The 13,172-nt window shown below is 66.4% G+C and carries 12 protein-coding genes; 4 read left to right on the forward strand and 8 right to left on the reverse strand.

Annotated elements, in window-relative coordinates:
• The first annotated feature begins 35 nt into the window (after positions 1-35).
• Entirely contained in the window at positions 36-1,592 is a 1,557-nt protein-coding gene (locus tag HZ989_RS11305) for an AMP-binding protein (RefSeq protein WP_209320928.1), read from the forward strand.
• Here HZ989_RS11305 and ygiD read toward each other — a convergent pair.
• From ygiD to HZ989_RS11325, 4 genes are all read right to left on the reverse strand, one after another.
• Positions 1,547-2,344, reverse strand: a complete 798-nt coding sequence (gene ygiD, locus HZ989_RS11310; RefSeq protein ID WP_209320929.1) for a 4,5-DOPA dioxygenase extradiol — start codon at positions 2,342-2,344, stop codon at positions 1,547-1,549. The genes HZ989_RS11305 and ygiD overlap by 46 nt on opposite strands.
• Before the next feature lie 3 nt (positions 2,345-2,347).
• On the reverse strand, positions 2,348-2,950 hold the full coding sequence (wrbA, locus tag HZ989_RS11315) for an NAD(P)H:quinone oxidoreductase (RefSeq protein WP_209320930.1): 603 nt from the start codon (positions 2,948-2,950) through the stop codon (positions 2,348-2,350).
• A gap of 83 nt (positions 2,951-3,033) precedes the next feature.
• Positions 3,034-3,495 (reverse strand): hypothetical protein, encoded by a 462-nt coding sequence (locus HZ989_RS11320; RefSeq protein ID WP_209320931.1) that lies wholly within the window; start codon positions 3,493-3,495, stop codon positions 3,034-3,036.
• On the reverse strand, positions 3,492-4,364 hold the full coding sequence (locus tag HZ989_RS11325) for a D-alanyl-D-alanine carboxypeptidase family protein (protein WP_209320932.1): 873 nt from the start codon (positions 4,362-4,364) through the stop codon (positions 3,492-3,494). Before HZ989_RS11325 ends, HZ989_RS11320 begins: the two co-directional genes overlap by 4 nt.
• Before the next feature lie 116 nt (positions 4,365-4,480).
• Here HZ989_RS11325 and HZ989_RS11330 point away from each other — a divergent pair, with 116 nt between their 5' ends.
• Genes HZ989_RS11330 through HZ989_RS11340 form a run of 3 tightly spaced genes read left to right on the forward strand, consistent with a single transcriptional unit; the run spans position 4,481 to position 7,292 of the window.
• Complete coding sequence (locus HZ989_RS11330) at positions 4,481-5,845, forward strand: MFS transporter (RefSeq protein WP_209320933.1); 1,365 nt, start codon at positions 4,481-4,483, stop codon at positions 5,843-5,845.
• On the forward strand, positions 5,842-6,630 hold the full coding sequence (gene mazG, locus HZ989_RS11335) for a nucleoside triphosphate pyrophosphohydrolase (RefSeq protein WP_209320934.1): 789 nt from the start codon (positions 5,842-5,844) through the stop codon (positions 6,628-6,630). Before HZ989_RS11330 ends, mazG begins: the two co-directional genes overlap by 4 nt.
• A gap of 2 nt (positions 6,631-6,632) precedes the next feature.
• The gene (locus HZ989_RS11340; RefSeq protein ID WP_209320935.1) at positions 6,633-7,292 is read left to right on the forward strand and encodes a hypothetical protein; all 660 of its coding nucleotides are present in this window, start codon (positions 6,633-6,635) and stop codon (positions 7,290-7,292) included.
• A 54-nt stretch (positions 7,293-7,346) separates the two neighbouring features.
• Here HZ989_RS11340 and HZ989_RS11345 read toward each other — a convergent pair whose 3' ends face one another.
• The 4 genes from HZ989_RS11345 to HZ989_RS11360 are packed head-to-tail and all read right to left on the reverse strand — an operon-like array spanning position 7,347 to position 13,138.
• Positions 7,347-8,624 carry a DUF5690 family protein gene (locus HZ989_RS11345; protein ID WP_209320936.1) on the reverse strand — a complete coding sequence of 426 codons (1,278 nt, stop codon included), beginning with the start codon at positions 8,622-8,624 and terminating at the stop codon, positions 7,347-7,349.
• 4 nt (positions 8,625-8,628) lie between these two features.
• Positions 8,629-9,444, reverse strand: a complete 816-nt coding sequence (gene phnX, locus HZ989_RS11350) for a phosphonoacetaldehyde hydrolase (protein ID WP_209320937.1) — start codon at positions 9,442-9,444, stop codon at positions 8,629-8,631.
• Entirely contained in the window at positions 9,441-10,652 is a 1,212-nt protein-coding gene (locus HZ989_RS11355; protein ID WP_371812944.1) for a TIGR03364 family FAD-dependent oxidoreductase, read from the reverse strand. The genes phnX and HZ989_RS11355 overlap by 4 nt, the downstream gene beginning before the upstream one ends.
• A gap of 17 nt (positions 10,653-10,669) precedes the next feature.
• A complete protein-coding gene (locus tag HZ989_RS11360; RefSeq protein WP_209320938.1) occupies positions 10,670-13,138 on the reverse strand; it encodes a TonB-dependent receptor domain-containing protein in 2,469 nt (822 codons plus the stop codon).
• Between the last annotated feature and the right edge of the window lie 34 nt (positions 13,139-13,172).

Genomic DNA, 13,172 nt, shown 5'->3' on the forward strand with positions numbered 1-13,172 from the left:
CGAGGGGGCGGTGCAAAGCCCTCCGGAGGATATGCGTGCTACGGCCAGGCCTTGATCCATCCGCGGGCGAAGAATCCCTCTTCGACGCCCTGATCGCCGCGCGCGCCCGGTACGGCGACAAGGAAATCCTGGAGGACCAGGACCGGAAGCCCCTGACCTATACGGGCCTGATCCGCGCCGCCTTCGTCCTCGGGCGCAAGATCGCGGCGATGACCAGACCGTCCGAACGGGTCGGCATCCTGCTGCCATCGTCGATGGGCGTGGTCGTGACCTTCTTCGGACTGCATGCGTTCGGGCGCGTGCCGGTGATGTTGAACTTCACCTCCGGCGAGCGGAATCTGAAGGCGGCGATCCAGGCGGGCGGGGTCAGGAAGATCCTGTGCGCCCGTCGTTTCGTCGAACAGGCCAAACTCGAGGACCTGATCGCCCAGCTTGAGACGGTCGCCGAGATCGTCTGGCTGGACGATGTGCGGGCCACCATCGGCCTTCAGGACAAGCTGTTCGGCCTGATGGCGGGTCTGATGCCCAGCCGGTTCCGTGTCGCCACCCGGCCGGACGATCCCGGCGTGGTGCTGTTCACCTCCGGCAGCTTCGGCGCGCCCAAGGGTGTGTTGCTGAGCCAGAAGAACCTCGTCGCCAATGCGCGTCAGGTCCACACCCACATTCCGCTCGATCCGGACTGGGTGATGTTCAACCCCCTGCCGACCTTCCACTGTTTCGGACTGACCGGCGGGGTGATCCTGCCGCTGCTGCAGGGGCTGAAGACCTTCCAGTACCCCTCCCCCCTGCACGGCAAGCAGATCGTGGCCTTGCTGGCCGAGGTGAATGCGTCCCTTCTGTTCGCCACCGACACCTTCCTGAACCAGTGGGCCCGCGTCGCCTCGCCCGACGATTTCCGCACCCTGCAATTCGTCGTCGCCGGGGCCGAGCGGGTGCGTGACGAGACCCACCACCTGTTCAACACAAGGTTCGGCGGCGTGAAGCTGCTGGAAGGCTATGGCGCGACCGAGGCCGCGCCCGTGGTCGCCGTGAACCACCCAGGCCGCAACCGCCCCGGCACCGTCGGACAGCTGCTGCCGGGCATGGAGGCCCGCGTCGAGCCCGTCGAGGGCATCACCGAGGGTGGCCGCCTGTTCCTGCGGGGGCCCAATGTCATGGCCGGCTATATGTCGCCTGAGGATCCAACGCGGATCGAGCCTCTGGAGGGCGGCTGGCACGACACCGGTGACATCGTCGATATCGATCCGGAGGGCTATATCGCCATCCTCGGTCGCGTGAAGCGGTTCGCCAAGATCGGCGGCGAGATGGTCTCGCTGAGCGCGGTTGAAGGCCTGGTCAGCGCCGTCTGGCCAGAGGCGCGCCATGCCGTCATCTCCGTCGCCGACAGCCGGAAGGGCGAGAAGCTGGTCCTGGTCACCGAACGCAAGGACGCGGACGTCAAACAGATCGCCGACTGGGCGCGGGAACATGGCGCACCGGAGCTGGCGGTGCCCAAGAAGATCGTGAAGGTGGGCGAGCTGCCGGTGCTGGGCACAGGCAAGACGGACTATGTTTCCATCCAGTCGCTGGTCGACCTGGCCGAGGCGGCCTGACCGATCCGCACGCCCGTCATCGAGATCGACCCGCCGTCGATCACGTCGTTGAAGAAGGTCACCGCGTCGTCGGGTTCGGCCTGGGCGGCGACGTAGAGCAACGGCAGATAGTGTTCGTCGGTCGGGACGCTCAGCTGCGCATCCTCGGCCAGGCCGACCCAGTCGATCAGGGCGTCGTGATCGCCCCGCTCCAGCGCCGACTTCACCGCCAGGTTGAAGCGGGTCGCCCAGGGATAAGCGTCCTCGCCGTCCCGCTTCAAGGTCCGCAGATTGTGCACGACGTCGCCGCTGCCGGCGATGACGATGCCCTCGTCGCGCAGGGGCCGCAGGCGTTTCGCCAGCTCATAGTGACCGCGCGCGTCCAGCGCGCGGTTCAGTGACAGCTGCACGACCGGCACGTCCGCGTCCGGCCAGACGTGCGCCAGCACCGACCATGTCCCGTGATCCAGCCCCCAGGTCTCGACGGCCTGCGCCCCGGTCAGGTCAGCGACCCGTGCGGCCAGCACCGGAGACCCCGGAGCCGGATACTGCATCGCATGCAACTCCGGCCCGAAGTTCCCGAAATCGTGGATCGTTTCAGGGTTCGCCTGGGCCGTCACGCCGAGGCCGCGGGTCTCCCAATGGGCCGAGACCATGACCATGCCGGCGGGTTTTCCGAGCTCATGCCCGAGGGCGCGCCAGGCCGCCGCGTACGGCCCGCCCAGGGCGTTCATCGGTGAGCCGTGCCCGAAGAAGACCGCCGGCTGGCGCATGGATCAGGCCTTCAGCTTCTTCGCCAGCCCGGCGATGTACGCGCCCTGGTAGCGGGCACCGGCCAGTTCGTTGGCGCTGGGCTGACGCGATCCATCGCCGCCCGTGATCGTGGTCGCACCGTAGGGCGAGCCGCCCGAAATCTCGTCCAGGGTCATCTGACCGGCGAAGGCATAGGGCAGACCGGCCACGACCATGCCGTGGTGCAGCAGGGTCTGGATCAGGCCGATCAGCGTCGTCTCATTGCCACCATGCTGGGTCGCCGAGGAGGTGAACGCCCCACCGACCTTGCCGACCAGCTTGCCCTGGAACCACACGCCGCCGGTCTGGTCCCAGAAGTTCCGCATCTGGGCCGCCGCCGTGCCGAAACGCGTTCCCGCGCCCACGATGATGGCATCGTAGTGTTCCAGCTCATTGACGTTGGCCAGGGGCGCCTTCTGGTCGAGCTTGTAGTGCGACTGGATCGCCAGTGCCTCGGGCACGGTTTCCTGGACGCGGCGGATATCGACGGTCACGCCTTCGACGGAGGCCGCGCCTTCCGCAACCGCTTCGGCCATCTGCTCGATGTGGCCATAGGTCGAATGATAGAGAACCAGCACCTTGGTCATGGATCGCTCCTGTGAAGGGTTTCGCACTTCTGCAACAACATCAGTAGCGGATTTAGCGCGCCCTTCATCCTGCGCAAGCCCTCTCAGCGCGAATTTGATCCGCCGATCGGACAGACGGAGGCGTAATGGCCGGCATCGGCGGGCACGCGAAGGCCACGTGCCGCCCTGAACCGATGCTCGACCGCCATCGCCTGCTGTTCGATGTTCAGCGCCTCCCACCCGCAGGGCGCGGCCGGATAGCTGTAGGCCGAGGGGCCGTCACCGGCCCTGAGCTTGCCCGTCAGCAGGTTCACGCCCGACTGGCCCTGCCAGACGTGGACCATCTCGTGGATCAGCACAGCCTGAAGCGCGACCGGCGCGACCGCAAAATCCCCCGGCAGCGACCGCCGCGGCCACAGCACCCAATCCCGCCCGAACCAGCGGCCCGGCACGAAGGCGCGATCGAACGGCCATGGGGTGCCCAGAAGCCGCACGGCCTCCAGGGCCACTGCGTCGCCGAACTCGCCCCGGATCAATCGCCGCTCGCCGTCGGTCAGAGCCCTCACGGCGTGCCCTGGGACGTCGGCGATCCCACCCACTCCCAGTGCCAGGGCTCGAAGACGTAGGGCACGAAGCCGAACCGTCCGGCATTGCGCACCAGCCAGCGATAGGTCGGCTGCCGGCTCATGTGCAGGCGGCTGGCCGGTTGGGTGGAATCGACCCCCATGCCCAGCAGTTCGCCGACATAGAGATCGACCGCCGTACCGGTCCGGTGCGGCGAGCAGACGGCGCGCCGGAGGCCGTCGCAATTGCGTTCGGCCGCGCACCGGGCCGCGTCCACTTCCGGATCGCGGTAGCCCGAGAAGATCTGCAGCAGCTCGGGGTCGTTCCTGACCTCCGGCACCTCGGCGCGGGCGGCGGCGACCATGCGACGATAGGCGTCCAGCACGTCGCGGCGCAGCAGGCGGGTCAGGCGGTCGGCGTGTTCCTCGGACTCGACCAGATAGCCCAGTTCCCGGATCGGCGGCGGATCGGGGCATTCATCGCGGACTCGGGCCATGACGAAGGGCCGGCGTTCCTGAAGCACGCCCTTGAGGGTCTGGAAGGTCGGCTGGTCGAAGACGCCCGTGGCCGTCAGGGCATAGCGTGTCTGGAAGCCCGCCAAGGCGGCCGCAAAGGCGGGCGTGCCGGCGTCGCAGTCGGTGCCCAGTTCCTTCTGCAGAAGCGGCAGATAGGTCACCCAGCCCCACTCGGTCGTGCCGAACGGCGACCACTCCAGCGAATACTCCGAGATGGCGTTGGCAAAGGCCTGACCGGCCCACTGCTCGCGTCCGGCCTGACAGCGGTCGTCCGTTTGCGCCATCGCAGGACCGGCACCGGCCATCATCAGGCCGAACAGGATCGCCAGGATCGGGAGGAGCAGGCCACGACGCATGGCGATCAGGAAGCCTCACTGCGGCGTTACAGGCAAGGCCCCTCTCCTCACGCGACCAGTTCTGGCATGGTCGGTTCGCGCCGACTCAGCCTGCGGCGGATGTACAGGACGGCCGGATGACCGACACACATCTCCCGAAAGGGACCCTCGCCGCCCCTCGCCGGTCCAATCTGGTGCTGGCCGCCTTCTCCGGCCCCTGCCTGCCCTATGCGGCGATCGGCCTGCCGCTGGCGGTCAGTTTGCCGGCCTTCTACAGCCAGTATGTCGGACTGGATCTGGCGGCGGTGGGGCTGGCCTTCCTGCTGGTGCGCTGCATCGACATCTTCTTCGACCCGGTCGTCGGCTGGGGGATGGACCGGACGACGTCGAAATGGGGCCCCTACCGGACCTGGCTGGCGGCCGGCACGCCGATCCTGATGCTGGCGGTATGGTTCATCTTCTTTGTGAAGCCGGGCGCGGGGTTCGGATATCTGTTCGTCTGGCTGCTGGTGCTCTATCTCGGCTTTTCGATCACCACCCTGGCGCAGCTGGCCTGGGGGGCGGTGCTGGCCCCGCAGTATGACGAGCGCAGCCGTCTTTACGGCTGGTGGCAGTCGGCCAACATCGTCGGCGTGCTGATCGCCCTGTTCATTCCCACCATCGTGCTGCAGGCCGGATGGGGCACCTATGAGGACGGGGTGCGGGCCATGGGGCTGTTCATCCTGGTCGGCCTGCCGGTGACCCTGGTCGCCGCCGTCCTGCTGGCCCCCGAGCCGCAGGTGACGCGGGGCGAAACGCATGGCGCGCTGAAGGCCTGGATCGCCCTGATCGTGCGACCGGTGGTGCGCAAGGTCCTGTGGTGCGACCTGTTCCTGGGCATCGCCCCGGGCATCACGGGGGCGCTGCTGTTCTTCTATTTCGAGAGCATCAAGGGCTTCGACCGGGGCCAGAGCCAGATCTTCATGGTGCTGTATTTCGTCGCCGGGCTGATCGCGGCCCCGTTCTGGAGCTGGCTGGCGGTCCGGGTCGGCAAGGACCGGGCGCTGCAGATCGCCTCGATCGCGTTTGCCGTCCTGTACGGACTGGTCGGCTTCCTGCCGGCGGGGAATTTCACGGTCACGGCCATCGGTCTGTTCATCGCGGGGCTGCCCTATGCGGCGGGACTTCTGCTGACCCGGGCCATGATGGCGGATGTGGCCGACGAGGTCCGGCTGGAGACGGGCGAGGACCGGATGGGGCTGCTGTTCTCCTTCCTCAGCCTGACGACCAAGCTGGGCTATGCGATCAGCGTGGGCGTGCTGATCATCCTGGGCTGGGTCGGGTTCGATCAGGCGGTGGGGGCCGTGAACACGCCGACAGCCCTGACGACGCTGACGATCCTGTTCCTGGCGGTACCGACGGTGCTGCTGGTTCTGTCGGCGGTGGTGCTGAGGGCCTATCCGCTGAACGCAGAGCGTCATGCCGAGGTCCGGGCCGGGCTGGCCGCCCGGGATGCAGCATGACCCCCACCGAACGGCTGCGCGAGATCATGGTGCGGCTGCGCGACCCGAACGGCGGTTGCCCGTGGGACGTGGAACAGACCTTCCAGACCATCGCTCCCTATACGATCGAGGAGGCCTATGAGGTCGCCGACGCCATCGAACGGGGCGACATGGGCGAGCTTAAGAATGAACTGGGGGACCTGCTGTTCCAGGTCGTCTTCCACGCCCGGATGGCCGAGGAACAGGGGCTGTTCGCCTATGACGATGTGGCCGAGGCCATGTGCGACAAGCTGATCCGGCGCCATCCTCATGTCTTCGGTGAGGAAGATCCCCAGATCAGCGGACCGGCGCAGAAGCTGCGCTGGGAAGACATCAAGGCGGCCGAGCGGGCGGGAAAGGCCCAGCACGGGGTGCTGGACGACGTGCCCGTCGGTCTGCCCGCCCTGCACCGCGCAGCCAAGCTGACCAAGCGCGCGGCGCGGGTCGGGTTCGACTGGCCGTCCACCGACGAGGTGTTCGCCAAGCTGGACGAGGAGGTCGCAGAACTGCGGGTCGAGATCGCCGCCGGAGACCTCGACAAGGCCCGCGAGGAAATGGGCGATGTGCTGTTCGTCGTCGCCAACCTGGCCCGCAAGCTGGGCGTGGAGCCGGAGGATGCCCTTCGGGGCGCGAACGCCAAGTTCGTGCGGCGCTTCGGCTTCATCGAGGCGGAACTGGCGAGGGACGGGCGGACGCCCGAACAGTCGGATCTGGCCGAGATGGACGCCCTGTGGAACGCGGCGAAGGCGGCGGAGCGGAGAGGCTGATCATGGACCCCCACGCCCTGAATGTCTGGAGCCACATCGGCACCGGGGCCCTGGCCCTGCTGATCGGTCTGGTCCCGCTGTTCAGCCGCAAGGGCGGGCCGCTGCATCGCTGGTCGGGGCGCGCCACCGTCGGCCTGGGGGCCGTGGTGCTGACCAGCGCGGTGATCGCCGACGTTCTGTTCGATCCGCCCGCGCCGCTGGTCGCGGCCACGCTGAGCGCCGGATACCAGTATCTGAGCGGCCTGCGGACCCTGACGCTGAAGCGGGCCGGGCCGGGCCTGCCGGACATCGCCCTGGCCCTGACGGGGCTGGGGCTGGTGGCCGTGCTGGGGCTGCACATGGGGTCGGGCAACGCCTCATGGCCGCCCGCGATCGGCTATGCGACCATCGGCTTCATTACCACCATCATCCTCTATGACCTGAGCCGTCACCTGTGGATCGAGACCTGGCGGCGTCATGTGCGCCTGCTGGATCACGGTGTGAAGATGATCGGCTTCTACTTCGCCATGCTGTCGGCCGGGTCCGGCAACCTGCTGGAACAGTTCCAGCCGGTCAGCCAGGTGCTGCCCTCGGCCATCGGCATGGTGGCGATGATCGGTTTCGTCGTCTGGTACAGCCTGAACCCGATCGGGCGACGGGCGATGCAGAGGCCTGCGACATAGGTCCTGGCGGTCTTGTCGTATCGGGGGGCGACTCCAGGGAAGGCCTGGCCCGGATCAGGGATGGGCGCGGACATGCCGTCGCCGGGCAAAAAACACCGCTGAAACCGTCACCAGGCCGACGCTGGCCATGGCCGCCGCGTAACAGGTCCAGATGAAGAAGGTCAGCCAGTTCATGTCGGCGACACCGAAGTTGCGGAACAGCAGCAAGGCGACACTGCCGACATAGCCCGAGGCATCGGCCAGATAAATGAGGAACCCCGCCGTGCCGACCCGACCGGTCGCCGCGATCATGCGATCGAAGAGCATCGCGTTGAAGGGCGTATAGGCCATGTAGAGGCCTGCGCCGGACAGGATCATCCAGGCGATCGGAGACACCAGACCCAGCTGATAGCCGAGCGTGGCTGCACCGAGGATCGCCGCACCCAGGATGACGATGCCGTGGATGACCAGAAGCGCCCGAAGGTTGTCCCGCACGATCATGATGGCTCCCAGGGCGCAGAGCGCGATCGCGGCCACGGGAAGCTCGCTGGCGGTGAATATGGCTGCCGTCCCTCCGAACCCCAGCGCCGACCAGATTTCCGCAGCGAAGTTGTCGCGCACATCACGAACGGCGGTGAACAGGACATAGGCGACGACCAGCAGAATGACGCCGGGACCATAGTCTCTCAGGAAGGCGGCTCTGGCCTGCCCGTCCATCGGGCCGCGTCGGACCCGGGCGGCCTCATCGGCGACATTGGGAGGCGGGATCCGGGACAGGGCGATGACGGAGATGAGGAGCAGCGGAACAAAGACCAATCCCGCCGCTGCCGGCATCCAGTGATCGGACACGCCGAGATTGAGCAGGGCCTTGCCGATCGACTTTACGACCCCCGACGACAGGATGAAGCTGGCGCACAGAATGGCGCCCAGCACCTCGGACGTGCGGCGGCCCTCGACATAGCTGAACACCAGCCCCCAGATCAGACCAAGCGGCAATCCATTCAGAAAGAGGGCCGCGACATTCCATGGCGCGGGTGCCAGGGCAAACCCGACCAGCGCCAGCCAGGACAGGCCGATCAGGGCGATGATGGCGACCGCCCTTCGACTATGGTCCATCTCGGAGATGACCTTGACGCCGATGACCTTGGACAGGGCGTATCCCAGCACCTGGGCGATCACGAGGGCTACCTTGTAATCGAGCGCGAACGCCCAGCCCGGGACGTCTTCAAAGGTCGCCGCCGTGAACGGCTTGCGGAACGCATACATCGAGAAATAGGTGGCGAAGGCCGCCGTCCCTGCGAACAGGGAGAAGGCGACCGGATGAGCCTTCTCAAGCCATCGCGTCAGCCACATCGCCTCACAGACCCGTCGGGGTTTCGCCGGCCAGGATGCGCCGTTCGATCTCCGACAGCACCCCGGGCAGATCCGCCACGGTGTCGACCACAGTGTGCGCGCCTGCCGCCATAAGCGCATCCCGCGCCCGTTCGATGAGGGCGGCCCGCTCGGCCGGGTCCAGGGCCGCCAGCTCGGCCTTGTTCAGGCCGACACCATTGCCCGACGCGGCGATCCCGACGGTCCAGCACCCGGCCTCTCGCCCCTCGCCCATTCCGACCTCGGCGTCATCCACCTTGACGCAGGCCGCCGCCGGCCACACGCCCATCTCCACCAGCGCCTTCCAGACCATCAAGGGCGACGGACGGCCTTCCAGTGTTTCCCCGGCACAGACGACCGCGTCGGGCGAATAGCCCTGATCGGCCGCGCGCGGCAGGATCGCCTGCATCATGGTCCGGGTATAGCCGGTGGTGGAACCGATCTTGACGCCTCGTGCGCGCAGATCGCGCGCGAGGTCGGCCGCGCCGTCGATCAAGCCGGAGCAGGCGGCGGCGGCGGTGAACATCAGCGGCTCCAGCGCATTATGAATTCGATCGACGTCCGCGCCGGTCGGTGCCGCACCATGACGCGCGGTCCATAACGCATTGACCCCGGAGCCCTCCAGGATCTGGGCCACATGGTCCCGCTTGGCCCGCCCCATATGGGCCCTGATCTCCGCGTCCGTCACAGCAACGTCCTCCGCCGAGAAAGCCTCCCGCATCGCCATGACCGGCGCGACGGAGCCGAAGTCGACCATGGTACCGGCCCAGTCGAAGATCACGGCCTTGATCGGGGAACTCATGCTGCAACGTCCTGAGAGGATCCGAACAGGTCGGCTATGGTTTCTTCGGCGATGGCGAAAGCCGTCGAGGCACCGGTCCCGCTGGTGACCATCACCAGACGGACCCCGGGCTCGGGGGTCTCACGGAACATGTCCTGGTCCGCAGAGGCATAGACGCCCGTCCACCGCTCCAGCACCGGCGGAGCGTCGAACCCGGTCGCCGCGCGGAACTCGTCCAGGATCAGATCCTCGACGGACTGCTCCGCGAACGGTTCGTGCGTCTGGTCATAATGATGGCTGTCACCGACCACGAGCGACCCGTCCGCACTCTGCACGACGATCAGATGGATCCCGTTCTGCAGGTGGGACGGCTGCTCGGCGGACAGACGCGTTCTGAGGGCTGAAGCTTCAGGCAGGTCGGCGTAGCCATGATAACGGACAAGCCCGAGGTCGGACATCAGGACAGTCGGCAGCGCCCTTTCGGGAGACGCCAGGCGCAGCATCTGAAGCTTGCAGAGTGTCACATTCCTGGCCGCGATGGCCTCCGGATAGAGGCTCGTCAGATCATCGCCCGGGCACACCACGCAGGTATCCGCGAGAATCACGCCGCGCGAAGTCTGGATGCGCGGCAGCGACACGTTCTGCACGGCGGCGGAACGGACAAAACAGACGCCCAGGGCTTCGGCAAGCCACGCAGCCAGGCGCGGTATGGCGGTGCGGGATTCGACCCGCACCTCGTGCGGGCTCCAGAGGGCACCGGTCAGAGGCGCAGACGCAAACTCGGGCCAGCGCCGCTGGGCTTCGGCCTGTGAATACAGGGCACAATCCGCCGCCATTTCGGTCTTCATGAACGCTTCCAGCACCGCGCGGGATTCGGGGCGGCGGGCCAGCATCGTCAGTCCACGCTGCTCGATCGGGATCCCGGCTTGCTGCGCGACCTCGACCCAGACATCCCGGCTTCGTCTGGCGCGACGCCAGGTGTCGCCTTGCCGCTGTCCGGTAATCGTCACGAACCCGAAATTGCGTATCGATGCTCCAACGGCCCGTGCATCGCGGTCGATCACGACCACCGACTTTCCGGCCTTCGCAGCCGCCAGGGCGTGTGCAAGGCCCAGAATGCCTGCCCCCACCACAGCAAGGTCGAAACGGGACGTGGGCGCCGATGAATGGTCCAAGGATTCAAATTTCTTGAGGCAATAGACAGAACGGCTCCCCTCGGGTTGACCCAAGAGAAGCCGTTCGTCGATCAGAAAGCGGCCGACAGGGTGAAATAGACCGTCCGGGGCGCGCCGGGCGTATAGCGCTGATTGAACTCGTCGAGGATGCCACCGATGTACCGTTCGTCCGTGACGTTATTCACCGCAACCTGGGCTTCGATATAGCGGCCTTCATCGTCGCCGAGAGGCAGGCGATAGGCGGCTGACAGGTCCACCAGCGTATAGGACGGCACCACCAGTTCCGGGCGGTTCTGGGCGTCACCTTCCGACTCGCCCACATACCGTGCCGTCAGGCTGCCGGTGAACGGTCCCTTTTCGTAGGACAGCGATCCGGCCAGCAGCACGTCCGGCGTACCGGGAACCTTGTTGCCCTCCGTGACCTGGGTACGGCGGCTGCCCCCGTAGTTGGCCGCGTTGAAGGTCGCGCTGTATTCGCTGTTGAGCAGCGTCAAGGCCGCATAGGCGCTGAAGGCGTCGGTCAGACGAAACTGCGCACTGGCCTCCACGCCGGTCGTCCGAATGCCGCCGGGGGCGTTCACATAGGTGCCGCCGGTGCCGACATTGTAGTTGATGCCGCCTGTGCTCGAGGCAAAGGTTTCATCGAGAAAAACAATCGCCTTGTCATTCTCGGTGCGGAACACGGTGGCGGCGGCGGCGAGGCGCTGCGTGCTGTAGCGGGCACCGACCTCGATGTTCTCGCTGGTTTCCGGCTTCAGGCGGGCGAAGACCGTGCCCGTCTTCTCGAGCGCCCAGTCGCCGATGGCCCCGAAGTTCCGCGAATAGCCGCCGAACACCTGCAGATCATCGGTCACGTCATAGACCGCACCGACGGACGGGAGGATTTCGTCGCTGTCGCTGTTCACGCTCGACATCAGGAAACCATTGAACGTCCCATCTGCGGCATAGCGGCTCTCGTCCCGGGTCTGGCCCGAGATGTCGACAAGATAGTGTTGAAGCCCAAGGCTGATCGTCAGATCCTCGCTCACCGACCAGTCGTCCGCGATGTAGAACTTGTAGAGGTCCGTGACGAAAGTCTGCTCGAAATCCTCGCGGTAGACCGAGTTGGCGACGATCACCGGCCCCGTGCGGATATCCTGATAGCGCAGCCATTTGCGCCCGAAGTCCCGGTCCAGATTTTCGTACCAGACACCGGCCCTGACCTGGTGGGCACCGAGGTCCAGCCGGGCATTGGCCACAACGCCCGAGCGCGTGTGATAATAGGTGCTGTTGCGGTAGGACTGGCCCTGGGCACAGGTGGGCTGGCCGTTGGTGAGCCGGACAGCCCCGTCTGACGTATAGCAGTCGGCCGAGGTGACCGTAGACCCGTCGAGCGCAATATAGCTGTCGGCGACGCCGGCCGTATAGTTGAACACAGCGTTGCCTGCCGCGTTCTGGAAGGTGGCCGTGCGTGAGCGCGACGCCCCGTTGCCGAACACGACCTGACGACGCTGGCCGCCGACCGTCACGATCCGCGGCTGCAGGCCGGGCGGCAGGAACTCGCCAACACCTTCGTTCTTTTGAATGTAGGGCGTGACGTCCACGCTCAGAACGTCATTCAGACGCCAGTCGAACTTGAGGTATCCGAACGTGTTTTCACGAATGGCCGCCCAGTCGTCGGCCCAGTTCTCATTGGCCGCTGCGCTCAGGGGATTGAAGACGGACGAGGACCCGTCGACATTGAGGCCGCGTGTGTTCAGGGCCGATCGCGAGGACTCGATGATGGGATCATCGTCGCTGTCGTTGTAGTTGACATAGCCGGTCACAACCAGATTGCCGAAATCGGTCACCGACTTGGCCTCCAGTGAGAACTGCTCGATCCCCGCCGGCGTCGCGCCACCGTGGGGCCAGAGTTTCGCATCCAGCTGCGAGCCGGCGACATACAGGCGGGTGTTGCCGAACAGGGTGCCGAAGTCATAGCGCGCGACATAGCGCCGGGTATCGAAGTCCCCGAGCGTCACACGCATCAGGCCAGCGGCTTCTTCGGACGGGTCGCGCGTGAAGTAGGCGAGGGTTCCCCCCAGAGCGTTCGCAGCGGGCGAGCCGACGTCCGCCGTGCCCTGGCTTACCAGAATGCGGTCCACGCTCTCGGTGATGACATATTTCTGGGCCGGCGATCCGCCGAGATAGTAGGAGGCATTGAACAGCGGAACCCCGTCCAGCGTCTGGCCGACCTTTGAACTGCGCTGGTTGACCTCGAACCCGCGGATATTGATGGCATAGGTCCACGGGTCGTTGTTCAGCGCATCCGATCCCCGGATCGACACGCCGGGGACCAGCTTGATGGCATCCACGATGTTCTGGGCGGCCGGAAGGGCGTCGATCCGATCGGCCCCGATGACGTTGTTGCCCCGGGCGACGGCCTGGCCCGTGACGACGATCTCGTCGACCTGGGTCGGCTCCTGGGAAGCGGATTCGGTCTGGGCGAAGCTCGGAGTGGCGCTCGCGAGTGCCAGAAGTCCAACGCTGACCAGCAGCGCGTGCTTGTTCGTGACGGACATGATGAGTTTCCCAATAGGCGCCGGATCCCCCCCG

This window comes from Brevundimonas sp. AJA228-03 (assembly GCF_017795885.1).
Lineage (GTDB): Bacteria > Pseudomonadota > Alphaproteobacteria > Caulobacterales > Caulobacteraceae > Brevundimonas.

Coding starts and splice junctions, on each gene's coding strand:
- ygiD (WP_209320929.1), bottom strand. CDS start 2,344: ATGCGCCAGCCGGCGGTCTTCTTCGGGCACGGCTCACCGATGAACGCC.
- wrbA (WP_209320930.1), bottom strand. CDS start 2,950: ATGACCAAGGTGCTGGTTCTCTATCATTCGACCTATGGCCACATCGAG.
- HZ989_RS11325 (WP_209320932.1), bottom strand. CDS start 4,364: ATGCGTCGTGGCCTGCTCCTCCCGATCCTGGCGATCCTGTTCGGCCTG.
- HZ989_RS11330 (WP_209320933.1), top strand. CDS start 4,481: ATGACCGACACACATCTCCCGAAAGGGACCCTCGCCGCCCCTCGCCGG.
- mazG (WP_209320934.1), top strand. CDS start 5,842: ATGACCCCCACCGAACGGCTGCGCGAGATCATGGTGCGGCTGCGCGAC.
- HZ989_RS11340 (WP_209320935.1), top strand. CDS start 6,633: ATGGACCCCCACGCCCTGAATGTCTGGAGCCACATCGGCACCGGGGCC.
- HZ989_RS11345 (WP_209320936.1), bottom strand. CDS start 8,624: ATGTGGCTGACGCGATGGCTTGAGAAGGCTCATCCGGTCGCCTTCTCC.
- phnX (WP_209320937.1), bottom strand. CDS start 9,444: ATGAGTTCCCCGATCAAGGCCGTGATCTTCGACTGGGCCGGTACCATG.
- HZ989_RS11360 (WP_209320938.1), bottom strand. CDS start 13,138: ATGTCCGTCACGAACAAGCACGCGCTGCTGGTCAGCGTTGGACTTCTG.